The sequence below is a fragment of the Kaistia defluvii genome (assembly GCF_026343955.1).
GTDB lineage: Bacteria > Pseudomonadota > Alphaproteobacteria > Rhizobiales > Kaistiaceae > Kaistia > Kaistia defluvii.
Map to the genome: position 1 here is coordinate 21,314 of NZ_JAPKNI010000008.1, position 24,137 is coordinate 45,450.

The window sequence follows — 24,137 nt, forward strand, 5'->3', positions numbered from 1 at the left end:
AGGCGAGGGTCTATTCATAGGCGTCGCCCCCGCGCATCCGGTCGAGCAGCACGGCCGCGAGCAGCAGCAGGCCGACGATGATGTTGACGTAGTAGGGGCTGACCGCCTTGAGATCGAGAATGTTGGAGACGCCGGCAACGGCGAGCAGGCCGAGCGCGCCGCCGATCGGGTTGCCCACGCCACCGCGCAGGATCGAGTAGCCGCCGATCATCAGCGCGGCATAGACCTGGAATTCGAGGCCGAAGCCGGTGGCGCGGGCGGCGCTGCCGAGCTGCGCCGTGAAGACGATGCCGCCAAGCCCGGCGCCGAACGCCGAGAGCAGCAGCGCCGCGACGCGGATCCGCTTGACCGGAATGCCGGCGCGCGCGGCGGCCTTGTCGTCGCCGCCGACCGCCTGCACATGCCGGCCGAAGCGCGTCCTGGCGACGACGATGGCGGCGATCACGGTGAAGCCGATCGCGACCAGGAAGAACAGCGGCAGGCCGAACAGGGTCTGGTTGACCAGGTCGGAAAGGCCGGGATGGAACGAAAAGATCGCGCCCTGCGGTCCGAGCAGCACCCAGGTGATGCCGCGCAGCGCCACCAGCATGCCCAGCGTCGCGGCGATCGCCTCGGCGCCGAAGCCGACGATGGCGATGGCGTTGATGGCGCCGAAGCCGAGGCAGGCGGCGAGCGTCACGGCCGCGGCCGCCCACGGGTTCCAGGCGAGCGTCAGCAACAGCGCGAACAGCGCCGAGGAAAAGCCGACCATCGAGCCGATCGAGAGATCGACGACGCCGGAGAGCAGGGCGAAGCCGGCGCAGGCACCGACCACCAGCGGCACGATGAGGAAGGCGCCCATGATGCCGACATTGCCGAAGGCGAGGAAGCGCGGTCCGATCCATATCAGGCCGACCGCGACCACGACGATCACCGTGAAGGCGATGCTGGCCACCGGGCCAGTCAGCAGGTCGCGCCACGGACGGTGCGGCACGATATACGGTGCCGGCGCGTTGCGCGGGGCGGTGGCGTCGGTCATGGAGTTCCCCTCCGCGCGCGGTAGCCATCGAAGGCGACCGCCGAGATCAGGATCAGGCCCTGGAAGATCGATTGGGTGTCGGAGCTCAGACCGAAGAAGACGAGCGCCGTCGGGATGGTCGAGAGGAAGCCGACGCTCAAAAGCAGCAGCCAGAAATTGCCGCGTCCGCCGGAAAGCGAGATGCCGGCCAGGATGACGCCGGCGATGACGTTCAATTGCAGCGCATTGGCCGAGCTCGGATTGAACGGGCCGCTGGTGGCGCAGAACAGTACGCCGGCAAAGCCGACGAAGCCGCCCGCCGCCGTGAAGATGGCGAAGCGGGTCGCCTTCAGCGAGATGCCGCGGGCGCGCGCCGCCATCCGGTTGCCGCCGACCGCGATGGCGCGGCGGCCATAGCGGGTGCGCGGGATCAGGAAGCCGACGACCAGCACGAGCGCCAGCATCGGCCACCAGATCGCGGGCAGGCCGAAGAGCTTGGCCCGGCCAAACTGGTGGATCGCCGAGCCGAGCGGCACTTCGGCCAGCTGGAAGGCGAAATAGAGCGCGGCGAGGCCGATGAAGTTGGTGGCGAGCGTGACGATGACGGGATTGAGCTTGGCGCCGACGATGATGACGGCGTTGGCGAAGCCCCAGGCCATGCCGGTCAGCACCGCACCAAGGATGACGACGGCGAAGGGAAGGCCGGCCTCCGACAGGCGGACGGCCACGAGGCTGGACGCGATCAGCGCTGCCGGCTGGCTCAGGTCGAGGAAGCCGCCCGAGATCGCGACCAGACCCTGGCCGATCGCCATCACGCCGACGATCGACATGGTGAAGCTGACGGCCAGCACGGTCTGGTGCGACAGGAAATCGGGCCGGTAGAGGCCGGTGGCTGCGATCAGCAGCAGCCACACGGCCAGAAGCGTGAGGCCGGTGCCCCAGCCCTGCAAACGCATCCCGGGCGATCGTATCCGGGCCGGGCTTTCGAGGCGTTGATCGAGGGACATCGGCGAACCCGGTTCTACTTGTTCGGGCAGAAGAGCGAGTAGGCGGTCGTGCCTGCCGGCGCTTCCAGCAGCTTGGCGACCCGCTCGGCCATGGCCGGCACCGCCTTGGCCTGCTCGGCGCTGACCGGGCAGGGCTCGACGCGCGATGCAGGATTGTCGGCGGCGGCCTTCAACGGCGGGATGTTGCCGGCGGCGATCGGCGCGATCACGTCGCGGATGGCGTAAACGGCGTAGCCTTCCAGGAAGTAGAACACCGAGCCGGCGAGATGCGGATTGACGTTGTCGCCGGTGATGAACGCGCCGTCCTGGCCCCAGCCGATGACCTCGTCGGCGCGGCCGAGCTGTTCGGCGGCGTTGATCAGCGACAGCACGCCGCCGTCATTGAGGCCGACGACCGCCATCTTCTTGGCGTCGGGATGGGCGGCGAGCAGGTCGCGCGCGGCCGGCAGGCCGACGGCCGCGTCGCCCTGGCTCTCGAAGCTGACCCATTTCTCGGCCGGAATGTCCGGGCAGATCTTTTTCAGGCCGGTCCGCATGCCGCCCGTGCGCCACTCGTTGACGATGCCGGCGGCGGCGCCCTCGGCCGAGACCACGAGATCGGGGTTGCAGGCCCATTTTTCCTTGATGACCTTGCCGAGCTGCTCGCCACCCGCGACGCCGGCTGCGAGATTGTCGATGCCGACGAAATACATGCCGGGATCGGCGATGTCATAGGTGACGACCGGGATCTTGGCGGCGTTCATCGCCTGGCTGATCGCCGGGTTGGAAGCCGGCTGGCCGTTGAACTGGATCATCGCGTTGACGCCCTCCTGCGCGAAGATCCTGGCGTTCTTCAGCGCGATGGCGGGGTCGTTGTTGTTGGAGAGCTCGATGTAGTCCCAGCCGTTCTTTTCGGCGAGGGCGCGGGCGACATCGCCCTGGGCCTTCATCCAGTCGCAGCAGGTATTTCCGCCGACGGCCATGCCGAGCTTGAACTTCTCGGCGGCGTTGGCGGACCAGGCGACGCCGAAGGCGAGCGGGACCGTGAGCGCCATCGTTGCGATGACGCGTTTCGAAATGCGCAACATGCTTCCTCCCTAAGGAAATGGTCAGTCTGGATGGTCCGCCACGGGCCGGTTGATCCGGTCTCAGGCGGGGATGGCGAGCTTGGCAGCCTCCGCTTCGGCATCGCCGGGGATCGCCCCGGTGATGAGGCCGACGATTTCCGATACCTGCGTGTCGCGCACGCTGCGCGTGGCGATCGAACGGCCGAGGCGCATCACGGTGATGCGGTCGGCGACGCTCATCAGCTGCTGCATGTTGTGGCTGACGACGATCACACTGACGTCGTGATTGCGCAGGTCGCGGATGACATCGAGTACCTGACCGGTCTCGCGCACGCCAAGTGCGGCGGTCGGCTCGTCCAGGATGACGATGCGCCGGCCCCACAGCAGGGCGCGTGCAATGGCGAGGCATTGGCGCTGCCCGCCGGACATGCCCTTCACGCTGACGTCGATCGAGGGGATCTTGACCGCCAGTTTGTCGAGGACCTCGCGCGCCCGGCTGCGCATCTTGCGGTCGTCGACAAGATTGAACAGCCGCGCCAGCGGATTGGACGAGAGTTCCTCGCGTCCGAGATAGACGTTCTGGAAGGCGCTCATCGTGTCGACCAGCGCCAGGTCCTGGTAGACGGTCTCGATGCCGGCATCCATGGCGTCCTGCGCCCGCTTCAACTGGACGAGCTTGCCATCGGCGAAGATCTCGCCGCTCGATGCGCTGATCACGCCGGACAGGATCTTAAGGAAGGTCGACTTGCCGGCGCCATTGTCGCCGACCAGCCCCAGGACTTCGCCGCGCCCGAGCGTCAGCGACGCGTCGGCCAGGGCGACGACGGCGCCGAAATGGCGCGTGATGTGCCGCGCCTCAAGTACAGGCGTGGTGGTTGTTTCTCGCATTCAAGTACGCCTCCATTCTGTTCCAATATTGGAACAGCCGTACCATATAATGAACGGTACGAAGCGGAGGAGAGCTTGTCAACGAGGGGAATGCGAGAAAGCGGATCTTGTCGCTCTTTGCGTCATGGTCGCTTTTGATGTCGCGGCGCGGCGATTTCTCATGCTGCGTTGCAAGACTATCCGCGTGGCTGGCGCCGTCGGATCGGCCCGCGTCAACTGGCGGGACGTTCCGGGCGAGCGCAACGATGCGGCCCACGGCGCATTGATAAGCTACCGAGAAACGTCAGGAGTGCCGCATGTCGGACGACAAAAAATCTGCCAGCAAGGATACGCCGAAAAAGCCGGCTCCGATGCCGCCCGAGGGGCCGCATGCGCGACCGGATCTGACCGACAAGGAGAAGACGCCCGGCACCGGCTCCTTGCCCGACCCCGACACAAAGGGCGTCGATATCGGGCCCGGCTGAACGGCGCTCGCTTCGCTCCTCATGGAAAGGCGGCGCCACGAGCGCCGCCTTCTTCGTTCTTACGTCTCAGGTGGACGATCAAACGCCCGGTTCGGCGCCGGCGACGTTTTCGATCGCCTTCAGGCAGAGATCCAGCACTGTCTTCTCGTCCAAGCTGGTATCGACCACGACATGCGGCAGGTCGATCGGCTCGAACTCGGCCCGGATCCGCGCGGCCTTCTCGGGATCCCGCTGGGCACGCACATTGCGCTCGTCGGCGAGCCCTCGCCGCAGCCGGCCCTCGATGACGGCATCCGGTGCCACGCAATGCAGGATCAGCAGGCGCGCGCCGCTTGCCTCGACCAGATTGGCCACCGTCTCGATTTCGGCCTTGCGCGAGAACGGCTTGCCATCGACGAGGATGAAGCCGGGCTTGGGCCGGAACAGAAGATAGTCGAGCACGCCGAGCAGCGCGTCCGTGCCGACCTGGTTCTGCTCGCTGCTGTAGTCGAGCAGGGCCTCCGGGAAGATCGCATCACGGATGTCGTCGCGGCTGAGCGTCACCGCGCCGATCGCCGGGGCGAGCCGGCGAGCGAGCGTGGTCTTGCCCGCACCGGGCAGCCCGACCAGAAGAAGGACCAGGGGAGGCGCACCGGGTTTCACGTCAATCAGCCCGGTTCTCGGCGCCGAACCACCGGATCCGCTCGGCGACGGCTTCCACGGCCAGGCTGCGGGCCTCGCCAAACGGTACGCGGGTATCGACGATCGGATCGTCGACGCCGTAATGGCGCTGGAAGGTGGAGCGGAACGCGCCCTTCACGGCGGCGTCGATGTTGATCTTGGCGATGCCGGCGGCAATCAGCTGGGCCACGGTCGCCTGCGGCACGCTGGTGCCGCCATGCAGCACGAGCGGCATGTTGACGGCGGCCGAGATCGCCTTGACCAGCGGCACGTCGATCGGCGCGTTGTCGGCAAGCTGGCCCGGCGTGTTGCCGATCGAGATGGCGAGATAGTCGATGCCGGTATCCCTCACGAACTGCACGGCCTCCTCGACGGTCGTCTTGCGCTCGATGACCTCGCCGCCTTCCTCGGCCAGTGTCTCGCCGATCTGCGCCTCGACGCCGACGCCGTGGCGACGGGCGAGCGACACGACGCGGCGGACGAGATCGACATTCTCGTCATAGGACGCGCTCGATGCGTCGATCATGACGGAATCGAAGCCGGATTCAATGCATTCGCGCACGATCTCATAGTGGGCGCCATGGTCGAGATGCAGGATCAGCGGGGCGGCCGAACGCTTGCGTGCGACGGCGGCCATGGCGACGAAATAGTCGAGGCCGACATGCTGGATGCCGCCCATCGTCGTGGAAAGCATGACCGGCGCCCGGTTGCGGTCGGCCGCCGTGGCGATCGCCTGCGTCGCCTCGAGATGGTGCGCGTTGAACATGCCGACGGCCCAGCCTTCGCGGTAGGCCCGGCCGATCCAATGCGTTGCGCTTTCCCTGATCATGCGATTTCCTTCAAGAGCAGTGCGGCGCCCCGGAGATTGGGGTCGGGGACGTCGCTGATGACGAGTGCGGGTTGGACGATGCCGGGATAGGTGAGTTCCGGCAGAAGGCGGCGGAGGCGGTCGAGATCGAACCAGGGCTGGCTGAGCGCGCCGCCCGTCAGGATGACGATCTCGGGCTCGAGCAGGGTCAGCGCCGCGGCGATCGCCTGGGCGAGATCGGCGAGCGCGCCCGGTGGCGGCTGGTCGGCAGACTGGGCCAGGCCCGAGGCGGTGGCGCAGAGGCAGCCGCGGTGGCCGCAATAGCAGGGGATTCCTTCCGGCCGCAGCACCATGTGGCCGAGCGCATTGGCGCCGCCGACGGCCCCACGCCAGACCTGGCCGTTGAGGATGAAGGCATGGCCGACGCCGGTGCCGACCGATATGTAGAGCGCCGATCCGGCCGCGCGGGCATGGCCGCTGGTCGCTTCGAAATGCGCGCCGCAATAGACGTCGGTCTCGACGACGACGGGGCGATCGAACGCCGCGCCGAGCCGCCGGCCGAGCGGCGCATTCCACCAGCGCAGGTTTTCCGCCCGCACGATGTGGCCGCCGGCGCCGACCACGGCGGCGACCGAGACGCCGATGCCCTCGACCTCGCCGCGATCGACACCCCATTCCGCGAGCACGTCGCCGACCGCCGCGACGAAGGCTTCCGGCGTCATGCCGTCCGGCCGGCGCGATCGGTGGCCATGCCGCCAGGGGCCGCTGCCGTCGCCGAGCGCCAGGCGCAGATGCGTTCCGCCGAGATCGATTGCGAGCCTCATTTGACCCCCGCGGCGGAAACGCCTTCGATGAAATGGCGCTGGAAAGCGATGAAGAAGAGCGTCGTCGGAACGGCGCCGAAGATGGAGACGGCCATGACCTGGCCGTACTGCGTGTTGAAGGCACTCTGGAACGCGGCCATGCCGAGTGGCAAGGTGCGCAGGCCATCGTCGCTGGCGACGATCAGCGGCCAGAGATAGCTGTTCCAGCTCAAATTGAAGGTCAGGATCGCGACGACGACGGCGCTGGGCGCCACCATTGGCAGGATCACCGAGAACAGGATGCGCGGCTCGCTGGCCCCGTCGATCCGCGCCGCCTCGATATAGGCGTCGGGAATCGCCACCATCGCCTGGCGGAAGACGAAGATGCCGACGACGTTGAAGGCGGTCGGTAGCAGCAGCGCCGCGTAGGTATTGGTCCAGCCGAAAGCATGCACCTCGAGGAACAGCGGGATCACGATCGCCTCGAGCGGGATCATGATCGAGGCCAGCACGATCAGCGCGACGGCGCCGGAGAAGCGGTACTGGAACTTGGCGAGGCTGTAGCCGGCGAGTGCGCCGAACACGACCGTGACGATGACCGAGACCAGCGCGGCCAGCACGGAGTTGAACAGATAGAGGAAGAACGGGCGCTGGCTCAGCGACGAGGTGAAGTTGCTGAGGCCGGCGCTGCCCAGCTCGAAGAGGCTGCCGGAGAACAGCTCCGAATTGGTCTTCAGCGACGCCGCCAGCATCCAGACGATCGGATAGAGCGTCAGGACCGTCGCGAAGACGACGATGGCAATGGCGAGCAGGCGCTCGGCGAGGGACCTATGCATGGCGGTGACGGTCCCTCAGAAGCCAGATCTGCAGCAGGCTGATGACCAGGATGCCGGTGAACAGCACGACCGAATAGGTGCTGGCCTTGCCCATCTGCAGGAAGCTGAACGAGGTCTTGTAGATCAGCAGCGTTAGGATCTGGGTCGAGCCGGCCGGGCCGCCATCGGTCATGATCTGCTGGAAAGCGAAGGTCTTGAGGCCGTTGACGGTCGACAGCACCACGACGAGCGCGATGGTCGGCTTCATCGAGGGCAGGGTGATGTGGCGCAGCACCGACCAGCCGCGCGCGCCGTCCAGCGCCGCCGCCTCGTAGTGGTCGCGCGGGATCGCGAGAAATCCGGCGAGGAAGATGATCGTGTAGTAGCTGGTTGCGTGCCACCAGCTGACGAGGATCAGCGCCCAGGGCGCCATGGCGCTGCTGGTCAGCCAGGAAACCGGCGCCATGCCGAGGAAGCCGAGGCCGTCATTGACCGGACCCTGGACGTTGAGCAGCAGCTTCCATGTCAGCGCCACGGAGACGAGCGGCATCACCGAAGGCAGGAAGATCAGCGTGCGCCAGACGCCCCGGCTGCGGCCGAGCTTGGTCAGCGACCATCCAAGCCAGAACGCGATGCCGAGCACCGGCACGACCGTGTAGACGACATAGGTGATGGTGATCCCGAGCGAGCGCAGGAACGCCTTGTCGCTGGCGAGCCCCAGGTAATACTTGAAGCCGACATAGCGCGGCGGCGAAAGCAAATCGTATTCGTGCAGGCTGATGAAATACGAGAACAGCACCGGGTAGAGCTGGAAGATGGCGATGAAGAGAAGAGCGGGCAGGCAGAAGAGGAAACCCCAACGGCCATAGCGGCTCGGTCCCGAGGCGGTTCGCGTCATGGAGAGCAATCCTGTTGGGGACCGGCGCGGCCGGGAGCGCCGCGCCGGTCCTGAGGTCCGGAGGAGGACCTTCGTCAGTTGGCGCGGATCTGGTCGATCTCGGCCGCGGCCTGATCGAGCGCCTCCTGGACCGGAACGCCCTGGGCGAACTGCTCGATGGCGTTCTTGATCGCCGTGCCTTCCTGCGCCCAGGTCGGCGAGCGCCAGACGAAGCTGCCGTGCTTCTGGCCTTCGGCGAAGACGGCGCTGCCGCGCGTCTGCTTGGCGACGTCGGTATCGGCCCAGCCCTTCAGGCCGGTCACGTAGCCGGTGGCGGCGAGATAGCCGTCGCTGTCAGAGGTCAGGAAGCGCAGGAACTCGAAGGCTTCCTTCTGGTTCTTCGAACCGGAGGTGACGGCGAGCGCGTAGGAGTTCAGCAGCGTCGCGGGCTTGGCCACGTCGCGCTGGGGCAGGGCGGCGACGACGTAGTCGGCCTTGACCTCATCGGAATAAAGCGGCGGCGCCCAGATGCCCGCGATCGCCATCGACTGGCGTCCCTCGCTGAAATCCTGCAGCGCGTTGACCGGGTTGACGGTGGCGAGTTCCGGGCCGCCGGTGCCGTCGGTGATCATGCGCTGCCAGGTCTCGGTGAACGCCTGGACGCAGGCCGGAGAGTTGATGGCGGCCTTGCCATCCGCGCCGATCACATCGCAGCCATACTGGACGAGGATCGGCCAATATTGCTGGGCGTACCAGTAGGGATCGAGGTTCCAGACCCAGTTGAAGCCGAGCCGGGTCGTCTTGCCGGACTCGTCCTTCTTCTGCAGCTTCTTCGACAGCTCGAATACGTCGTTCCACGTCTTCGGCCAGTTGGCCGGATCGTTGGCGTCGAGACCGATATCGGCGAAATGCTTCTTGTTGAGGAAGAGCGCCAGCGTGTTGAACTCTTCCGGCACGCCATAGGTCTTGCCGTCGATGGTAAGGCCCGAAAGCGCCGACGGCTGGTAGAGGGCTTCGAGATCGGCCTGCGACTTCTGGCCGAAGGCGGCCGGATCGACCGGCGCGAGAATGCCCTTGGAGGCATATTGCGGGAACAAATAGTCGAGAACGTTGATGATATCGGGCGGATTTCCGGCGGCGATGGCGGCGGTCAGCTTGACCTCGTAGTCGCCATGCGGATCCTCATGCAGCTTGATGGTCACGTCGGGGTGCTGGGCCGTATACTCCGCCGCCTTCTTGGCGATGAAGTCGGTGGCCGGCGGATAGGTGTGGTGCCAGAACGTCAGTTCCGCCGCGGTCGCCGAACCGGCGAGTGCCAGGGTAGAGGCCCCCGCCAGAGCCCAGCTCAGCAGAGCAGATTGGAATTTGCGCATGCGTCATCCTCCCTCGATCCCGCGCACTGCCGCGCCGCGATCGAACCGTCTCGTTGATCTCAGTCATGGGATGGAACCGGCGGGTGCCAGACCGGGCTACGCCTCTCCTCGACGTGCCCTTCGTTCCGATCCTGAGCGGACGCTAGCACGACACATTATGTGTCGCAATATGCTGATCAGGTGAATATTTGATGCATAACGTTTCTATATTGAAATTCGCGCTGCAGCATGAGGTGTCACCATGAGCGAGGCCGCCCCGGGTGAAGTCGCTTCCCTTCTGTCCCGCGTTTCCAGCATGCCCTTCTCGGCGGCGGAGAAGCGGGTTGCCGAATATCTGCTGAGCATCGCCGAATATGACCTCGCCGGGCTGACCTCCTCCGAACTGGCGGAGCGCACGAACACCAGCCGCTCGACCATCGACCGCCTGTCGAAGCGGCTGGGCTTTGCCGGCATCAAGGAGATGCGCAAGGCGCTGCTGCAGGAAAGCCGGGCGATGCAGACGCCGATCCGCGCCGCCTCGACGCTGGAGCCGGCGATCATCGCATCCGACGGTTTGGGCGAAATCGCCTTCAAGGTGTTCCAGAGCGCCTCGATCCGGGCGTTGAAATTTGCCGAGATCCTGTCCAACTCGCCGGAACTGGGCGAACTGGTCGAGGCGATCCGCACGGCGCGCAGCGTGCAGGTCTTTGGTGCCGGCGCCTCGGCGGTGGTGGCGCTCGACATGCACCAGCGGCTGCTCCGCCTCGGCATCCCGATCAATTTCTCGGAGGACCAGCACAACCAGATCGCCTGCGCAGGACTGATGAAGCCGGGCGACCTGGCGATCGCCATTTCCTATTCCGGGCGCACCAAGTCGACGCTGCAGGCGGCGGAAGTGGCCCGCTCCCAGGGGGCGCGGATCGCGGCGGTGCTCGGCGGCAACCGTTCGCCGCTGGCGACGCTGGCGGATATCCGCATCGTCACGCCGCCCGGCGTCAGCCTGTTCGGCGCCGACGCGGTGATGACCCGCGTGCTCGAACTGATGTTCAACGAGGCGCTGTTCCATTGCCTCGCCATCCAGAACCCGGAAATGCTGGAGAACGTCCGACGGATCGAGCGCATTCTCGGTGACGAGCGGGTCAAGTGACGTGCCCGATGTCGCGGCGCCTGCCGGTCAATCCATCATGCTGACATGCGCCGCTGCGACCTTCCAGCCGTCCTCGGTGCGGATCCAGGTCTGCATCTGGCGGCCGACCTGGCCCGGAAAGTCGGGGCGATGGAACAGCGTCGAGGCAATCGCGACGTTCTGGCCATACGTCGTGATGACGGTCTGAGACAGCGTGCGCTCGAACGGCTTCTGCACCGAGCGGAACTGCCGGACCTCGTCTATGCCGTGCTGCACTTCCGCGACGCCGTAGCGGATGGTCTGGCGCGAATGCAGGAACATCGCGTCGAGCGTCGCGCCGTCATTTTCCAGCAGCGCCTTCTCATAGGCTTCGAAGATCGCCGTCACCTCGGCGACCAGATCCGGGTCGTCGACAACAAGGGGCTCAGCCATCGGCCATGGCTCCTGCGAAGGCCGTCTCCAGCGCGGCGAGCGGCGCGGACCAGCCGACAATGCCACCCTGCGCCACGATCATCTCGATCGCGGCCGCCTTGAACTCCGGGAAGTAGCTCTCGGTCGCATCCTCGATCAGCAGGCATTCATAGCCGCGGTCATTGGCCTCACGCATCGAGGTCTGGACGCAGACTTCCGTCGTCACGCCGGCGAATACCAGTTGGCTTATGCCGCGTTCCAGCAGGGTCTGGTGCAGGCCGGTCGCCCAGAACATGCCCTTGCCGGGCTTGTCGATGACGATCTCGCCGGCGATGGGCGCCAGTTCGGCCAGGATCTGGTTGCCGGGCTCGCCGGCGATCAGGATCCGGCCCATCGCGCCTTCATCGCCGATCCGCAGGCCCGGCTTGCCGCGAAGGAGCTTGGCCGGCGGGCAATCGGAGAGGTCGGGCTTGTGCGCCTCGCGGGTGTGCACGACGAGCATGCCTTGCTCGCGGAAGAAACCGATCAGCGCCGCGACGGTCGGCACGATCGCCGTCAGCCGCGATACGTCATTGCCGAGCACGGCGCCGAAACCGCCGGGTTCGATGAAGTCGCGCTGCATGTCGATGACGACGAGCGCCGTCCTGGCCGGGTCGAGCGCGAAGTCATAGGGGCGGGCGGATACCGAAAGCGCCATGCTCAGTGCCCCGCCATGTGCTGGCCGATCGTGTTGCGGTCCGTGTCCTCGATCGCCGCGACATAGCCGATTGCCCCGCCCGACATCACCGCGACCCGGTCGGCGAGTTCGAGGATCTCGTCGAGATCCTCGCTGACCAACAGCACCGCCGCGCCGCGGTTGCGCTGCTCCATGATCTGGCTGCGGATTTCCGAGACGGAGGCGAAGTCGAGGCCGAAGCAGGGGTTGGCGACGATCAGCACGTCGACATCGCCGGAAAGCTCGCGCGCCAGCACCGCCCGCTGGACGTTGCCGCCGGAGAGCGTCTCGATCGGCGCGTCGGCCGAGGTCGTCTTGACCCGGTAGCGGTCGATCAGTTCCTCGGCGCGCTTGCGCATCGGGCCGGGCGACAGCCACCAGCCGAGGCTCGCCATCGGCGCCTTGTCGAAGGCGCGGAAGGCCATGTTCTCGGCAACGCTCATGCGCGGCACGGTGGCGTTCTTCAGCGGCTCCTCCGGCAGGCCGAACACCTTGAAGCGGTCGAAGTCGCCGCGCTTCGGTTCGAACGGCTTACCGTGGATGAAGATGGCGCCATCCTTCAGCGGTCGCTGCCCGGCCAGCGCCTCGACCAGCGCGCTCTGCCCGTTGCCGGAGACGCCGGCGATGCCGACGATTTCGCCGGCCTTCACCTTGAGATTGATCGCATTGAGCACGGGCCGGCCTTCGCCATCCTCGGCGACGAGGCCGGCGAGTTCGAGCACGGCCGGGCGATCGTTGTGCTTCCGCCGTTCGGCGCGCTCGCGGATCTCGGTGTCGCCGATCATCATCCGGCTCATCTCGGCGACGGTCGCCGTCTGGGCATCGCCCGCGCCGGTCAGCCGACCCCGGCGCAGCACGGTGAAACTGTCGCAAAAAGCCTTCACTTCGCGGAATTTGTGGCTGATCATCAGCACGGTGACCTCGCCGCGCCGCGCCATGTCGCCGAGCAGGCCGAGCACTTCGTCGGCCTCGCCGGGGGTCAGCACCGAGGTCGGTTCGTCGAGGATGACGAAGCGCTGCTCCAGATAGAGCAGCTTGAGGATTTCGAGCTTCTGCTTCTCGCCGGCCGAGAGCGAGGAGACCTGCTCGTTCAGCGGCACGCGGAAGGGCATCCGTTCCATGAAGGCTTCCAGCCGCTGCTTCTCCGCCTTCCAGTCGATGATGGCCGGTGCGTCGGCGCGCGAGATGACGAGGTTCTCCGCCGCCGTCAGGCAGGGAACCAGCGTGAACTGCTGGTAGACCATGCCGATGCCCAGCGCCCGGGCGTCGCGCGGGCTGCGCACCTCGACCTCCTTGCCGTCGAGCAGCACGGAGCCATGCTCGGGCGTGTAGAAGCCCATGATGCATTTGACGAGGGTCGACTTGCCCGCGCCGTTCTCGCCGAGCAGGGCGTGGAACGAACCCGGCTTGACGTCGATCGACACGTCGTCGAGCGCGGTGAAAGCGCCGAAGGTCTTGGTCATGCCGATGGTCTGCAGCGACGGGGCGCGCAGCGGCAGGCTGTCGGGGGCCGGGCGGGCGGCGATGTTCATGGCAGCGCCTCCAGGAATTCGGCCGATGTCGCGACCGCGCCGAAGACGCCGCCCTGCATCTTGATCATGTCGATGGCGGCGAGGTGGTTTTCCACCTTGGTGGCCGCGCAGCAATCCGACAGCAGCAGGCACTCATAGCCGCGATCATTGGCGTCGCGCATGGTGGTGTGGACGCAGACATCGGTGGTGACGCCGGTCAGGATGATGTTGCGGATGCGCTTGTTCTGCAGCACCAGTTCGAGATCGGTGGCGATGAACGATCCCTTGCCCGGTTTGTCGATGATCGCCTCGCCGGGCTCGGGCTGCAGTTCCGGGATGATTTCCCAGCCCGGCTCGCCGCGCACCAGGATGCGGCCGCAGGGCCCCTGGTCGCCGATGCCGGCGCCGATGCGCTGCGAGCGCCAGCGCTTGTTGGCGGGCAGGTCCGAAAGGTCGGGCTTGTGGCCCTCGCGGGTATGGAGGATCGGGTAGCCCTTGGCGCGCATGGCCGCCAGCACCGTCTGGATCGGGCCGATCGGCGCGCGGGTCAGCGAGATATCGTAGCCCATCGAGTCGACATAGCCGCCGGGCGCGCAGAAATCGGTCTGCATGTCGATGACGACGAGGCAGGTGTTGTGCGGCCCGAGATCGCCGTCGAACGGCCAGGGATAGGGGTCGGCGGCGACCGTGACGGCACCGGGCTTGAGGGCGGCGTCTATGCGTTCATCGACGAGTGTCATGGCAACCTCACGGGAAATTCGGGCTCACTTGACGATCGAGAGCTCGCCGGGCGCCTCGCGCGCAGCGCTCTTGGAACGGGCCGAAGCGATCATGATGAAGAGGGTCAGGATGTAGGGGGCCGCGTTGAAGAAGTAGTAGCCCTGGCTGACGCCGATCGACTGCAGCGACGGTCCGAGCGCCCCGGCTGCGCCAAACAGCAGGGCCGCCAGCACGCATCGGATCGGGTCCCAGCGGGCGAAGATCACCAGCGCCACAGCCATCAGGCCCTGGCCGGACGAGAGGCCCTCGTTCCAACTGCCGGGATAGAACAGTGACAGGAAGGCGCCGCCGACGCCGGCGAGGAAGCCGCCGGCCGCCGTTGCCAGCAGGCGGACCAGATCGACCGAGACGCCCATGGCGCGGGCCGAGGCGGCGCTGTCGCCGGTCATGCGCAGGATCAGGCCCCAGCGCGTATTGGCGAAGGCCCAGCGCAGGAACAGCGCCAGCGCGATGCCGAGGAAGAACAGCGGGTTGACCTGCAGCGCCTGCGCGACCAGCGGATCGGACGACCAGCCGCCGAGCGGGATCGCCTCCAGCCGCGGCGCGGTCGGCTGGATGTAGGGCTTGCCGAAGAAGAAGGCGAGGCCGATGCCGAAGCTCATGAAGGCGATGCCGACGGCGATGTCGTTCACCTTGGGCAGCTTGCAGATGTAGCCATGCATGGCGCCGAGCACGAGGCCGGAACAGCCCGCCATCAGCACGCCGAGCCAGGGACTGCCGGTGGTGTAGGAGCCGGCATAGGCGACCATGGCGCCGAGCACGAGATTGCCCTCGAGGCCGAGATTGATGCGGCCGGATTTCTCGGTCAGGCATTCGCCGAGCGCCACGAACATGAACGGGGTGGAGACGCGGATGGCGCCGCCGATCAGGGCGATGAAGACGATGAAGAGGTCGCCCTGGCTCATGACCGGTCTCCCGCGCGCTTCGGCTGCAGGAAGGGAATGCGGCCATAGAAAGTCTCGCTGACCAGCAGCACCACGAAGATCATGCCCTGCAGCACCAGCACGGTCGCGTCCGGCATCGCCATGCGCCGCTGCACCAGCCCGCCGGCCGCGGCGAGCGCGCCGAACAGGATGGCCACCGGCACGACGGCCAGCGGGTTCTGCCGGGCGAGGAACGCGACGAGGATGCCGGTGAAGCCATAGCCCGCGACCAGCGAGGCGTTGGCCTGGCCGTGGATGGCGGCGACCTCGAAGAAGCCGGCGAGGCCCGCGCAGGCGCCGGCAATGGCGCAGCAGGCGACGACGAGGAAGCCGACGGGCAGGCCCTGCGCCTGCGCGGCGCGGACATTGCCGCCGGTCATGCGCGCGGCGAAGCCGAAGGTGGTGCGCGACATCAGCAGCCAGAGGATCACCGCCAGGACGACGCCCGCGGCCAGCCCCCAATGCACCGACGTGCCCGGCATCGGGCCGATGCGATAGGCGTCGCCTATCGGCATGGTCGACGGCTTGTTGGCGGAAGCGGGATCGCGCAGCGCGCCCTCGACGAAGAAGTTCATGATCGCGATGGCGATGTAGGAGAGCAGCAGCGACGAGATCGTCTCGTTGACGCCGCGATAGTGACGAAGCCAGCCGGCAAGCCCGATCCAGAAGGCGCCCACCAGCATGGCGGCGATCGCCATGATCGGCAGGCCGATCCAGGGCGTCCAGCCGCCGCGCACCAGCGGAATGGCGATGGCTGCGGCCGAGAAGCCGCCGAGCACCAAGGCGCCCTCCGCCCCGATCAGCGTCAGGCCGATGCGGGCGGGAATGGCGAAGGCGAGGCCGGTCAGGATCAGCGGCGCGGCGCGCTGCAGCGTGTTCTGGATCGAGAAGGCCGAGCCGAACCCGCCGGTCCAGATCAGGTTGAAGAAGGTGACCGGCGACTTGCCGAGAAAGAGCAGGAAGACCGAGAACAGCGCCGCCGAGGCCACCAGCGCGCCGAGCGGGATGATCACCGCCTCGATCATGCGGATGGCGCGCGGGCTGAGGCCGCCGCGTTCGATCGAGGAGGAGGCGAGGACGGCGGTCATGGCCTGCCTCCCTTGTCCGGCAGTCTCGCGGCTCTGGCGTGCATCGTCCGGTTCCTTTTGCCTACGCGGTCGCGCGTTTGCGCTGCGGTTGGCGGCGGCATGGCGCCGCCGCCGGGAGGAAGGTCAGGTGGTGGAGCCCTGGACGCCTTCCAGCAGGTAGCCCATGCCGTCGAGGACCGGGTCGTAATTGTCCATCGTGCCTTCGATGACGATCTTGCCGGTGTTGTCCTTGAGCGGGCCGACATAGATCGGCTTCTTGGCCTTGAGCCCTGCGATCGCGGCATCGGCCGCCTGGATCGCCTCGGGCGTCGCGCCGGCGCCATAGGGCGTGTTGCGCAGCATGTCGTTGTGGTAGCCGCCGGCGATGAAGTTCGGCAGTTCGCTCCCCGTGGCGAGCGCATCGGCGTAGATCTTGTAGATCGTCTCCCACTTGTACTCGGCGCCGGTGATGAAGCCCTTTGGCGCCAGCGGCGCCTGGCTGGCATTGTGGCCGCAGCTCTTCACGCCGCGCGCCTCGGCCGTCTCGATGACCACCTTCGGGCCATCGACATGGCAGGTGATGACATCGCAGCCGGCGTCGATCAGCGCGTTGGAAGCCTCGGCCTCGCGCACCGGCAGCGACCACTCGCCGGTGAAGATCACCTGCACGGTGGCGTTCGGGTTGACGCTACGGGCGCCGAGCAGCACCGAGTTGACGTTGGAAAGCACCGAGGGGATCGGCTTGGCGGCGACGAAGCCGATCTTCCCTGCCTTCGACGACAGGCCGGCGGCGACGCCGTTCACGAAATGCGCCTGGTTCAGGTAGCCGAAATAGCTGCCGGCGTTCTTCGGATCGCCTTCCTTCCAGAGCGGCGCGGCGTGGCGGAACTGGACGTTCGGATACTTCTTGGCCGCCTCGACGACGAACGGGGTGTAGTAGCCGAACGAGGTGGCGAGGATCAGGTTGGCCTGGTCGAGGTTGATCATCGATTCCATCGACTGGGTGACGGCATCCGTCTCCGCCACCTTCTCCTCTTCGATGACGGTCACGCCCGGCACCTGCTTCAGGATGTCCATGGCGGTGGCATGGGCCTGGTTCCAGCCGAAATCATCGCGTGGGCCGACATAGACGGCGCCAATCACGATCGGGTTGGCGGCGCGGGCCGCGCCGAAGGGCAGGGCCGCCAGAGCGGCACCGGCGGCGCCGGCCTTGAGAAGCGAACGTCTCGTCAGGGACGATGTGAACATGCGAGGCTCCGTGGCTAAGGTTGCGTGTCCGGCGCGCCCCAGCGGCAGCCGGTCTGTCTTCCGGGGTAGAGGCAAGGCACATGCCATTCCCGTGTCGGGCGAAGGCTTGCTGGTAACGTCCTGTTAACCCTGAGATCTCGCTGCTGCCGGCATGAGAAGGCCTCCTGCCTTCCCAAGCGGCATGCCTCGAAAACGGGCATCCGGCTCGGGGCGTGGAGAAGGAGAAAGCGCGCCAGATGCGTCATGCGACGACCTCCGGCGATGCCTTGGCCGCGCCGGCGGCGAGCCAGGCGCGCCAGCCCCCGAAGCGGGTGATGTCGGCGGCGCCCGCAAGTCCCTGCGTCTCGCACAGGAAGCCCTTCACCGTGCTGCCATCGGCGAGCTTCACCGTGCCAAGGCCGAGCGGGGCGGGGATACCGGCCAGGAAGTCGCCGACCGTGCTCCTCGGCAGCGCCCAGACCTCGAGCGCGATCGATTGACCGCTTGCCGCGTGTCGGACCATGCCGGGGCGTGCCGGCGGTCCGCCGGCGAGCGCATAGAGGCCGTATTCCGGCGCGGTCAGCGTGGCGCGCAGGAAGCGGCCGCCCAGCGAGGTCAGCTGGTGGTTGAGCGGCAGACCGGACATATGCGCGCCACAGACGGCAATCGCGATCTCGTGGGTGGCGGGCAGGACAGCCTCGGGCAGGGTGATGGCCGGGCGAGGCCAGCCGGTCGCGCCCATCGGTCCCGCTTCGAGGCCGGCCGCAATGCCGGCGCAGAGCGCATCGCGGCCCTGGGTGGCGAGCAGCGTCACGCTTCCCGGCCGGCCATCGGCACGGAGTCCCGTCGGCACGGCGATGCCGCAGAGATCGAGCAGATTGGCGAAATTGGTATAGGTTCCGAGGCGCGAATTCGGGCCGAGCGGATCGGCGGCGACCTCGTCGAGCGTGACGAAGGTGGGAATGGACGGCACGCAGAGCGCATCGATGCCGGCGAGCAGCTTGCGGCAGGCGGCCTCGCGCTCCTTGAGCTGGTACAGGCCGCGAAACGCATCGACGGCGGTCAGCTTGAGACCGGGTTCGAGGATGGCGCGCGTGGTCGGATGCAGCGTTTCCGGCTTTTCGGTCAACCGGTCGCCCACGGCGGCAACCCGCTCGGCCAGCCACGCGCCCTCATAAAGCATGCGGGCCACGGCGAAGAAGGGTTCGAGGTCGATCTCGACCAGGCTCGCGCCCTGGTCAGCCAGTTTCGCGACGGTGGCGCGGAAGTCCTCGGCCTGAAGGGCGTCGCCGAAGGTGACGAGGCTCGCCGCGTCCGGCACGCCGATGCGGAGCGAGGCTGGCGGCGCGGTCAGGGCGGGAACCGCGACCGGGCGCGAATAGGCGTCCGCCTCGTCCGGCGCGGCGGCGGCCTGGAACACCGTCCACGCGTCGGCGACCGTGGTGGCGAAGATCGAGACGGTGTCCAGCGTGCGGCAGGCCGGCACGACGCCCGTGGCGGAAAGCGCGCCCAGCGTCGGCTTCAGCCCGACGATCGCATTCAGCGCCGCCGGCACGCGGCCGGAGCCGGCCGTGTCGGTGCCGAGCGCGAAGCCGACAACGCCATGCGCGACAGCGACGGCGGAGCCGGACGACGATCCGCCGGGCACGATCGCCGGGTTGATGGCGTTCTTCGGCACGGGATAGGGCGTGCGCACGCCGACCAGGCCGGTGGCGAACTGGTCGAGATTGGTCTTGCCGAGGCAGATCGCGCCGGCGGCGCGCAACCGCGCGACGACGAAGGCATCCGCCTCCGGCTGATAGGCGAAGTCGGGACAGGCGGCGGTGGTCGGCATGCCGGCGACGTCGATATTGTCCTTCACCGCGAAGGGGATGCCCCAGAGCGGGCGTCCGTCCGGCTCGCCCAGCGACCGGGCCTCGGCCAGCGCCGATCCGCGCGCGGCGTGGATGAAAATACCCGCATCGCCGACGGCGCCGAGCCGGCGGAAGGCTTCGGCGACAACCGCTTCGGGCCGCAAGCCGGCCCGGTAGGCGGCTTGCAGGGCTTCGACGGTGAAGGGCAGTTTCGAAAGGGTCATGGATCGCTCGGTGGCAGAGTTCGGCCCCGGCAAGGTGCAGCCTTTTTGTGTTCTCCAAAAATGCTATGAATTCAGCGATGCGGTGCAAAAAATGCACCGCCCTCGACGGGAGCGGCGCGATGCGGCACTTGCAGACCTTTCTGATGATCGAGGCGGTGGCGCGCGCCGGGTCGATGCGCAAGGCGGCCGAGGACATGAACATCACCGCCTCCGCCCTGGTCCGCCGCATCAACCGCTTCGAGGACGAGTTCGGGGCCGAGCTGTTCGAGCGCTTGCCCAGCGGGGTGCGGCTCAATTCGGCCGGAGAACTTCTGCTGCATCACTATCGCGCGACGCGGTCGGATCTCCTGCGCGTGCAGGGGCAGGTGGCGGATCTATCGGGCGAGCGGCGCGGCCATGTCTCGATCGCCTGCTCGCAGGCTCTGCTGCCCTATTTCCTGCCGCAGGAGATCGCCCGCTATCGCGCCGATCATCCCGGCGTCACCTTTTCCGTGCATGTGCGCGACCGCGCCCAGGCCGAGCAGGATCTGGCCAGCTATTCGAGCGACCTCGCCCTGGTGTTCGAGCCGGTCTATCTCGTCGATTTCGAGGTGCTGCACGTCATCCCGCAACCCGTTCACGTCGTCATGCGCGCCGATCATCCGCTGGCCGCGAGGCTCGAGATCCGCCTGCGGGATTGCCTGGATGTCCCGCATATCGCGCCGAGCGCGAAGTTCGGTGTGCGCCATCTGCTCGACTTCGCCGCGAGGCGGGGCTCGCGGCGCGTCTCGCCGGTGGTCGAGACGGAGAGCTTCGACATGATCCGCCACTATGTCCGGCACGAGAATGTCATCGGCTTTCAGATCGGCATCGGCCTGCGCGATCCCGGCGACGGTTCGCTGGTATTCCGGCCGATCGCCGAACGCGACCTGCCGGCCGGCAACCTGATCCTCGGCCAGATGCGCGGCCGGGCCCTGCCGGTCGCGTCCGCCCGCTTCGCCGTGCAGCTTGCCGCGAGCCTGAAGGACTATGCCGCCGGCGACGTCGTCGAGCGGTCGGGCGCCTAGCCGGAGAGCGGCGCCACCACGCGCGAACAGATCCAGTGGATCTGCGCCGCTCCTCGCCGGAGGAGACGCAGGCGCGCGCCATGCTGCTGTCGAAATAGAAGCTGTCGCCGGGGGGCGAGCACGGTCGGGGCATCATGCTCGGTGTGCAGCATCACCTGGCCCCACATCACGTGGAGGAACGCCTCGCCGGAATGGCGCACCAGGCTCGGAAATGCCTCGATCGAGCCGGCTTCGATCGTTGTCAGGGTCGAGGATGCGAGGCCGCAACGGTCAGCCAGTTGCTGCAGCGTCAGGTCGGCTACCCGGCGCAGGGTCGCGGCGATCGAGTCGCCATGGTGCGGCGTCCGCCCGATCCGCCGTTGATCCGCGAGAAGGGCGGCCCGGACCACCGGGCCGCCGTCGTCAGATCGCGATGCGGGCGTTGGTGCGGCCGTCGGCGGTGATCGAGGCCTGGATATGGCGGACGATCTGGTCGGCATGGGCGCTCGCCAGCGCATCGGCGCGCTCCACGTCGCGGGCGACGATCGCCGCGATCATGTCCTCGTGCTCGTTGACATATTCGCGCGGCAGCATGTCGTGGAACGACGAATAGTAGAGCCGCAGGATGCGCCGGCCCTCGTCCAGGAGCTGGGTGAAGAGGTCGGTGTAGTAACGGTTGCGGCCGGCGCGGGCGATCTCGATGTGGAAATCGCGGTTGGCCGCGATCATCGCCAGCGCGTCGCGCGCCTCGACCGCCCGGGTGAAGGCCGCCTGCCATTCGCCGATGCGGCGGATGTCGTCCTCGCGGTGATGCACGGCGGCGAGGCGGGTCGTCACCCGGTACATAAGCGTCAGCGCATCGAAGAACTGCGGCAGGCCGAGGAAGTCGATGTTCGCCACGATGGTGGCGCGGTTCGGCAGCGTCGTGATCAGGCCCTCGGCGGCGAGGCGGACGAGCGCCTCGCGGATCGGCGTGCGGGACAGCGAAAAACGCTGCGCCAGCTGAACTTCGTCGATCGGGCTGCCGGGCGGCAGCTCCAGCTCGATGATGTCGTTCCTGAGCGCCTCGTAGACATGGCCGACGCCGGATCCACGCCGGTGGGCGGTCGAGGTTTCGACGGTCTGCGCGTCGTTCTGCTTGCTCATGGTGGCGTCCGCCCCTCGCGTTCCGGTGCGGCCTTCTTAGCCAACAATCCGGTTGTGTGAAAAGTGTCGATGCCGTTTATTTTGTTTGTCGACAACAGGAATGCAGCTCGTTACACATGGTGCATTCAACCAATACAGGATCGTGCGCTTCATGAAGATCGGCGTGATCGGGGCGGGTATCGTGGGGGTTTCGTCGGCGCTGGCGCTGGCGGAACGCGGCCACGACGTTACCATCCTCGAGCGGGCCGAGGTCGCGGCGGGCGCCTCACGCGGCAATGCCGGCGCCTTCGCTTTCGCCGATGTGATCCCGCTGGCAACGCCCGGCATAATGCGTCGCGCCCCGAAATGGCTGTTCGATCCCGACGGCCCGCTGTCGATCCCGCCCGCCTATCTCCCGAAGATCGTGCCCTGGCTGCTGTCGTTCTGGCGCGCCAGCCTGCCGGATCGCTACCGCGCCGCCGTGGCCGCGCAGGCAGCGATGATGGCGCATTCGCAGGCCGCGCTGGAACGCCTCGTCGCCGGCCATGCGCTGGAAGGATTGCTGCGCCGCGAGGGCCAGTTGCAGCTCTATGAAGGCGAGCGCGATTTCCGCAGCAGCCTCGGATCCTGGGAGGCGCGCCGCGACGCCGGCGTCCGCTTCGAGTTCCTGGAGGGCACGGCGGCGATCGCCGAGATCCAGCCGGGCCTCGCGCCGCGCTTTACCCATGCCGGCTTCACGCCGGACTGGATCAACGTCGTCGATCCGGTGGTATGGACGCGCCGCCTCGCCGACCTCTTCGAGGCCCGCGGCGGCCGGATCGAGCGCTGCGACATCGGCGCGATCGCGCCCTCCGAGGGCGGCGTCCGCCTGGTTGCGTCGGGGCAGGAACGGTCGTTCGACCGCGTCGTCCTGGCGGCCGGCGCCTTCTCCGGACGGCTGCTCCGTCCGCTCGGCATCCGCCTGCCGCTGGAGACGGAGCGCGGCTACAACACCACGCTGCCGGCCGGTCGCTTCGACTTGCGCACGCAGGTGACCTTCGGCGGCCATGGCTTCGTCATCACCCGCATCGGCGATGGCATCCGCGTCGGCGGCGGCGTCGAACTCGGCGGGCTCGACCTGCCGCCGCGCATGGCGCGGGCCGACGCGCTGCTGCGCAAGGCGGCGACCTTCCTGCCGGGTCTGGACACGTCGGGCGGCGCGCAGTGGATGGGCTTCCGCCCCTCCATGGCCGACAGCCTTCCGGTGATCGACGCGGCGCCGGGCCATCCCGCCCTGGTGCTCGCCTTCGGCCACGGCCATCTCGGCCTCACCCAATCGGCCGGCACGGCGGAACTCGTCGCCGATCTGGTCGAGCGCAAGCCTTCCGCCATCGACATCGCGCCCTACAGGGCTTCCCGCTTTTCGAGCGTTTCAGCATGACCAATCACACCTTCTCCTGCATCGACGGCCATACCTGCGGCAATCCCGTGCGCCTCGTCGCCGGCGGCGGTCCGCGCCTGGAAGGCGCGAACATGATCGAGAAGCGGGCGCATTTCCTCGCCGAATATGACTGGATCCGCACCGGCTTGATGTTCGAGCCGCGCGGCCACGACATGATGTCGGGCTCGATCCTCTATCCGCCGACGCGGTCCGATTGCGACGTGGCGGTGCTGTTCATCGAGACCTCGGGCTGCCTGCCCATGTGCGGCCACGGCACCATCGGCACGGTGACCATGGCGATCGAGAACGGCCTCGTCACGCCGAAGGAGCCGGGCAAGCTTCGCCTCGACACGCCGGCGGGCCTGGTCACTGTCGAGTACCGTCAGGAGGGCCGCTTCGTCGAGGAGGTCCGCCTCACCAACGTGCCGGCCTTCCTCTATGCCGAGGGGCTGACGGCCGAGGTCGAGGGTCTCGGCGAGGTGACGGTCGACGTCGCTTATGGCGGCAATTTCTACGCGATCGTCGAGCCGCAGGCGAACTTCCGCGACATGGCCGATTTTTCGGCCGGCGAACTGGTCGGCTTCAGCCCGAAGCTGCGCGCGGCGTTGAACGCCAAGTACGAGTTCGTGCATCCGGAGAACCCGGCGATCCGCGGCCTGAGCCACATCCTGTGGACCGGCGCGCCGCTGCATCCCGAGGCGACGGCGCGCAACGCCGTCTTCTATGGCGAGAAGGCGATCGACCGCTCGCCTTGCGGTACCGGCACCTCGGCGCGCATGGCGCACTGGGCCGCCAAGGGGCGCCTCAAGGTCGGCGACGACTTCATCCACGAGAGCATCATCGGCAGCCTGTTCAAGGGCCGTGTCGAGGCGGCGGTGAAGGTCGGCGATCGCGACGCCATCATCCCCTCGATCGGCGGCTGGGCGCGCCAGACCGGCTTCAGCACGATCTTCATCGACGATCGCGACCCCTATGCGCACGGCTTCACGGTGATCTGACAAGGCGGGATCGAA

The 24,137-nt window shown here is 67.4% G+C and carries 25 protein-coding genes; 5 read left to right on the forward strand and 20 right to left on the reverse strand.

All coding sequences use genetic code 11. From position 1 onward, the window contains the following. Positions 1 to 10: 10 nt before the first annotated feature. The 4 genes from OSH10_RS18275 to OSH10_RS18290 all read right to left on the reverse strand — a co-directional run bounded on the left by OSH10_RS18275 (position 11) and on the right by OSH10_RS18290 (position 3,938). Positions 11 to 1,018: an ABC transporter permease gene (locus OSH10_RS18275; protein WP_266333410.1), complete on the reverse strand. Its 1,008-nt coding sequence runs from the start codon at positions 1,016 to 1,018 to the stop codon at positions 11 to 13. Continuing rightward, positions 1,015 to 1,953 (reverse strand): ABC transporter permease, encoded by a 939-nt coding sequence (locus OSH10_RS18280; protein WP_266333411.1) that lies wholly within the window; start codon positions 1,951 to 1,953, stop codon positions 1,015 to 1,017. The genes OSH10_RS18275 and OSH10_RS18280 overlap by 4 nt, the downstream gene beginning before the upstream one ends. Positions 1,954 to 2,018: 65 nt before the next feature. Then, entirely contained in the window at positions 2,019 to 3,071 is a 1,053-nt protein-coding gene (locus tag OSH10_RS18285) for a sugar ABC transporter substrate-binding protein (protein ID WP_266333412.1), read from the reverse strand. 60 nt (positions 3,072 to 3,131) lie between these two features. Further along, positions 3,132 to 3,938: an ATP-binding cassette domain-containing protein gene (locus OSH10_RS18290; RefSeq protein WP_266333413.1), complete on the reverse strand. Its 807-nt coding sequence runs from the start codon at positions 3,936 to 3,938 to the stop codon at positions 3,132 to 3,134. Between the two features lie 296 nt (positions 3,939 to 4,234). Between OSH10_RS18290 and OSH10_RS18295 the strand changes: the two genes are divergently transcribed. Next, on the forward strand, positions 4,235 to 4,402 hold the full coding sequence (locus OSH10_RS18295; RefSeq protein WP_266333414.1) for a hypothetical protein: 168 nt from the start codon (positions 4,235 to 4,237) through the stop codon (positions 4,400 to 4,402). A 78-nt stretch (positions 4,403 to 4,480) separates the two neighbouring features. On the opposite strand, the gene OSH10_RS18300 is transcribed toward OSH10_RS18295, so the two are convergent. The 6 genes from OSH10_RS18300 to OSH10_RS18325 all read right to left on the reverse strand — a co-directional run bounded on the left by OSH10_RS18300 (position 4,481) and on the right by OSH10_RS18325 (position 9,738). Further along, positions 4,481 to 5,044, reverse strand: coding sequence for an AAA family ATPase (locus OSH10_RS18300; RefSeq protein ID WP_266333415.1), 564 nt, complete (start codon positions 5,042 to 5,044; stop codon positions 4,481 to 4,483). 1 nt (position 5,045) lies between these two features. Further along, the gene (locus OSH10_RS18305) at positions 5,046 to 5,891 is read right to left on the reverse strand and encodes a class II fructose-bisphosphate aldolase (protein WP_266333416.1); all 846 of its coding nucleotides are present in this window, start codon (positions 5,889 to 5,891) and stop codon (positions 5,046 to 5,048) included. Further along, entirely contained in the window at positions 5,888 to 6,694 is an 807-nt protein-coding gene (locus OSH10_RS18310; protein WP_266333417.1) for an ROK family protein, read from the reverse strand. The genes OSH10_RS18305 and OSH10_RS18310 overlap by 4 nt, the downstream gene beginning before the upstream one ends. Further along, positions 6,691 to 7,509 carry a carbohydrate ABC transporter permease gene (locus OSH10_RS18315; protein ID WP_266333418.1) on the reverse strand — a complete coding sequence of 273 codons (819 nt, stop codon included), beginning with the start codon at positions 7,507 to 7,509 and terminating at the stop codon, positions 6,691 to 6,693. Before OSH10_RS18315 ends, OSH10_RS18310 begins: the two co-directional genes overlap by 4 nt. Continuing rightward, complete coding sequence (locus tag OSH10_RS18320; protein ID WP_266333420.1) at positions 7,502 to 8,386, reverse strand: carbohydrate ABC transporter permease; 885 nt, start codon at positions 8,384 to 8,386, stop codon at positions 7,502 to 7,504. The genes OSH10_RS18315 and OSH10_RS18320 overlap by 8 nt, the downstream gene beginning before the upstream one ends. Positions 8,387 to 8,460: 74 nt before the next feature. Continuing rightward, entirely contained in the window at positions 8,461 to 9,738 is a 1,278-nt protein-coding gene (locus OSH10_RS18325) for an ABC transporter substrate-binding protein (RefSeq protein ID WP_266333421.1), read from the reverse strand. A 241-nt stretch (positions 9,739 to 9,979) separates the two neighbouring features. On the opposite strand from OSH10_RS18325, the gene OSH10_RS18330 reads away from it, so the two are divergent. Beyond that, entirely contained in the window at positions 9,980 to 10,864 is an 885-nt protein-coding gene (locus tag OSH10_RS18330; protein ID WP_266333423.1) for a MurR/RpiR family transcriptional regulator, read from the forward strand. A 27-nt stretch (positions 10,865 to 10,891) separates the two neighbouring features. On the opposite strand, the gene hpxZ is transcribed toward OSH10_RS18330, so the two are convergent. From hpxZ to atzF, 8 genes are all read right to left on the reverse strand, one after another. Then, positions 10,892 to 11,275, reverse strand: a complete 384-nt coding sequence (gene hpxZ, locus OSH10_RS18335; RefSeq protein WP_266333424.1) for an oxalurate catabolism protein HpxZ — start codon at positions 11,273 to 11,275, stop codon at positions 10,892 to 10,894. After that, positions 11,268 to 11,951 (reverse strand): cysteine hydrolase family protein, encoded by a 684-nt coding sequence (locus OSH10_RS18340; protein ID WP_266333425.1) that lies wholly within the window; start codon positions 11,949 to 11,951, stop codon positions 11,268 to 11,270. The genes hpxZ and OSH10_RS18340 overlap by 8 nt, the downstream gene beginning before the upstream one ends. Before the next feature lie 2 nt (positions 11,952 to 11,953). Next, a complete protein-coding gene (locus OSH10_RS18345) occupies positions 11,954 to 13,501 on the reverse strand; it encodes an ABC transporter ATP-binding protein (protein ID WP_407660731.1) in 1,548 nt (515 codons plus the stop codon). Then, positions 13,498 to 14,220 (reverse strand): biuret amidohydrolase, encoded by a 723-nt coding sequence (gene biuH / locus OSH10_RS18350; RefSeq protein ID WP_266333426.1) that lies wholly within the window; start codon positions 14,218 to 14,220, stop codon positions 13,498 to 13,500. The genes OSH10_RS18345 and biuH overlap by 4 nt, the downstream gene beginning before the upstream one ends. Positions 14,221 to 14,244: 24 nt before the next feature. Then, complete coding sequence (locus tag OSH10_RS18355) at positions 14,245 to 15,165, reverse strand: ABC transporter permease (protein WP_266333427.1); 921 nt, start codon at positions 15,163 to 15,165, stop codon at positions 14,245 to 14,247. Continuing rightward, positions 15,162 to 16,271, reverse strand: a complete 1,110-nt coding sequence (locus OSH10_RS18360) for an ABC transporter permease (RefSeq protein ID WP_266333428.1) — start codon at positions 16,269 to 16,271, stop codon at positions 15,162 to 15,164. The genes OSH10_RS18355 and OSH10_RS18360 overlap by 4 nt, the downstream gene beginning before the upstream one ends. Positions 16,272 to 16,394: 123 nt before the next feature. Continuing rightward, on the reverse strand, positions 16,395 to 17,498 hold the full coding sequence (locus tag OSH10_RS18365; RefSeq protein ID WP_266333429.1) for a BMP family ABC transporter substrate-binding protein: 1,104 nt from the start codon (positions 17,496 to 17,498) through the stop codon (positions 16,395 to 16,397). Positions 17,499 to 17,739: 241 nt separating this feature from the next. After that, on the reverse strand, positions 17,740 to 19,554 hold the full coding sequence (atzF, locus tag OSH10_RS18370; RefSeq protein ID WP_266333430.1) for an allophanate hydrolase: 1,815 nt from the start codon (positions 19,552 to 19,554) through the stop codon (positions 17,740 to 17,742). A 119-nt stretch (positions 19,555 to 19,673) separates the two neighbouring features. Between atzF and OSH10_RS18375 the strand changes: the two genes are divergently transcribed. Beyond that, positions 19,674 to 20,600, forward strand: coding sequence for a LysR family transcriptional regulator (locus OSH10_RS18375; protein ID WP_266333431.1), 927 nt, complete (start codon positions 19,674 to 19,676; stop codon positions 20,598 to 20,600). Here the strand turns inward: OSH10_RS18375 and OSH10_RS18380 are convergent. Both OSH10_RS18380 and OSH10_RS18385 read right to left on the reverse strand, forming a co-directional pair. Beyond that, positions 20,597 to 20,989, reverse strand: coding sequence for a helix-turn-helix domain-containing protein (locus tag OSH10_RS18380; RefSeq protein WP_266333432.1), 393 nt, complete (start codon positions 20,987 to 20,989; stop codon positions 20,597 to 20,599). The two genes, OSH10_RS18375 and OSH10_RS18380, sit on opposite strands and share 4 nt — an antisense overlap. Before the next feature lie 13 nt (positions 20,990 to 21,002). Then, the gene (locus OSH10_RS18385; RefSeq protein WP_266333433.1) at positions 21,003 to 21,725 is read right to left on the reverse strand and encodes a GntR family transcriptional regulator; all 723 of its coding nucleotides are present in this window, start codon (positions 21,723 to 21,725) and stop codon (positions 21,003 to 21,005) included. A 151-nt stretch (positions 21,726 to 21,876) separates the two neighbouring features. Here OSH10_RS18385 and OSH10_RS18390 point away from each other — a divergent pair, with 151 nt between their 5' ends. Both OSH10_RS18390 and OSH10_RS18395 read left to right on the forward strand, forming a co-directional pair. Next, complete coding sequence (locus OSH10_RS18390) at positions 21,877 to 23,124, forward strand: NAD(P)/FAD-dependent oxidoreductase (RefSeq protein ID WP_266333613.1); 1,248 nt, start codon at positions 21,877 to 21,879, stop codon at positions 23,122 to 23,124. Next, complete coding sequence (locus OSH10_RS18395) at positions 23,121 to 24,122, forward strand: 4-hydroxyproline epimerase (protein ID WP_266333434.1); 1,002 nt, start codon at positions 23,121 to 23,123, stop codon at positions 24,120 to 24,122. The genes OSH10_RS18390 and OSH10_RS18395 overlap by 4 nt, the downstream gene beginning before the upstream one ends. The last annotated feature ends 15 nt before the right edge of the window (positions 24,123 to 24,137 follow it).

What these genes read in the sequence shown, in the direction of transcription:
- OSH10_RS18395 (WP_266333434.1), top strand. Translation starts at nt 23,121, where the DNA reads ATGACCAATCACACCTTCTCCTGCATCGACGGCCATACCTGCGGCAAT.
- OSH10_RS18295 (WP_266333414.1), top strand. Translation starts at nt 4,235, where the DNA reads ATGTCGGACGACAAAAAATCTGCCAGCAAGGATACGCCGAAAAAGCCG.
- OSH10_RS18355 (WP_266333427.1), bottom strand. Translation starts at nt 15,165, where the DNA reads ATGAGCCAGGGCGACCTCTTCATCGTCTTCATCGCCCTGATCGGCGGC.
- atzF (WP_266333430.1), bottom strand. Translation starts at nt 19,554, where the DNA reads ATGACCCTTTCGAAACTGCCCTTCACCGTCGAAGCCCTGCAAGCCGCC.
- OSH10_RS18340 (WP_266333425.1), bottom strand. Translation starts at nt 11,951, where the DNA reads ATGGCGCTTTCGGTATCCGCCCGCCCCTATGACTTCGCGCTCGACCCG.
- biuH (WP_266333426.1), bottom strand. Translation starts at nt 14,220, where the DNA reads ATGACACTCGTCGATGAACGCATAGACGCCGCCCTCAAGCCCGGTGCC.
- OSH10_RS18315 (WP_266333418.1), bottom strand. Translation starts at nt 7,509, where the DNA reads ATGCATAGGTCCCTCGCCGAGCGCCTGCTCGCCATTGCCATCGTCGTC.
- OSH10_RS18305 (WP_266333416.1), bottom strand. Translation starts at nt 5,891, where the DNA reads ATGATCAGGGAAAGCGCAACGCATTGGATCGGCCGGGCCTACCGCGAA.
- OSH10_RS18325 (WP_266333421.1), bottom strand. Translation starts at nt 9,738, where the DNA reads ATGCGCAAATTCCAATCTGCTCTGCTGAGCTGGGCTCTGGCGGGGGCC.
- OSH10_RS18310 (WP_266333417.1), bottom strand. Translation starts at nt 6,694, where the DNA reads ATGAGGCTCGCAATCGATCTCGGCGGAACGCATCTGCGCCTGGCGCTC.
- OSH10_RS18285 (WP_266333412.1), bottom strand. Translation starts at nt 3,071, where the DNA reads ATGTTGCGCATTTCGAAACGCGTCATCGCAACGATGGCGCTCACGGTC.
- OSH10_RS18330 (WP_266333423.1), top strand. Translation starts at nt 9,980, where the DNA reads ATGAGCGAGGCCGCCCCGGGTGAAGTCGCTTCCCTTCTGTCCCGCGTT.
- OSH10_RS18320 (WP_266333420.1), bottom strand. Translation starts at nt 8,386, where the DNA reads ATGACGCGAACCGCCTCGGGACCGAGCCGCTATGGCCGTTGGGGTTTC.
- OSH10_RS18390 (WP_266333613.1), top strand. Translation starts at nt 21,877, where the DNA reads ATGAAGATCGGCGTGATCGGGGCGGGTATCGTGGGGGTTTCGTCGGCG.
- OSH10_RS18375 (WP_266333431.1), top strand. Translation starts at nt 19,674, where the DNA reads ATGCGGCACTTGCAGACCTTTCTGATGATCGAGGCGGTGGCGCGCGCC.
- OSH10_RS18290 (WP_266333413.1), bottom strand. Translation starts at nt 3,938, where the DNA reads ATGCGAGAAACAACCACCACGCCTGTACTTGAGGCGCGGCACATCACG.
- hpxZ (WP_266333424.1), bottom strand. Translation starts at nt 11,275, where the DNA reads ATGGCTGAGCCCCTTGTTGTCGACGACCCGGATCTGGTCGCCGAGGTG.
- OSH10_RS18280 (WP_266333411.1), bottom strand. Translation starts at nt 1,953, where the DNA reads ATGCGTTTGCAGGGCTGGGGCACCGGCCTCACGCTTCTGGCCGTGTGG.
- OSH10_RS18385 (WP_266333433.1), bottom strand. Translation starts at nt 21,725, where the DNA reads ATGAGCAAGCAGAACGACGCGCAGACCGTCGAAACCTCGACCGCCCAC.
- OSH10_RS18360 (WP_266333428.1), bottom strand. Translation starts at nt 16,271, where the DNA reads ATGACCGCCGTCCTCGCCTCCTCCTCGATCGAACGCGGCGGCCTCAGC.
- OSH10_RS18275 (WP_266333410.1), bottom strand. Translation starts at nt 1,018, where the DNA reads ATGACCGACGCCACCGCCCCGCGCAACGCGCCGGCACCGTATATCGTG.
- OSH10_RS18345 (WP_407660731.1), bottom strand. Translation starts at nt 13,501, where the DNA reads ATGAACATCGCCGCCCGCCCGGCCCCCGACAGCCTGCCGCTGCGCGCC.
- OSH10_RS18365 (WP_266333429.1), bottom strand. Translation starts at nt 17,498, where the DNA reads ATGTTCACATCGTCCCTGACGAGACGTTCGCTTCTCAAGGCCGGCGCC.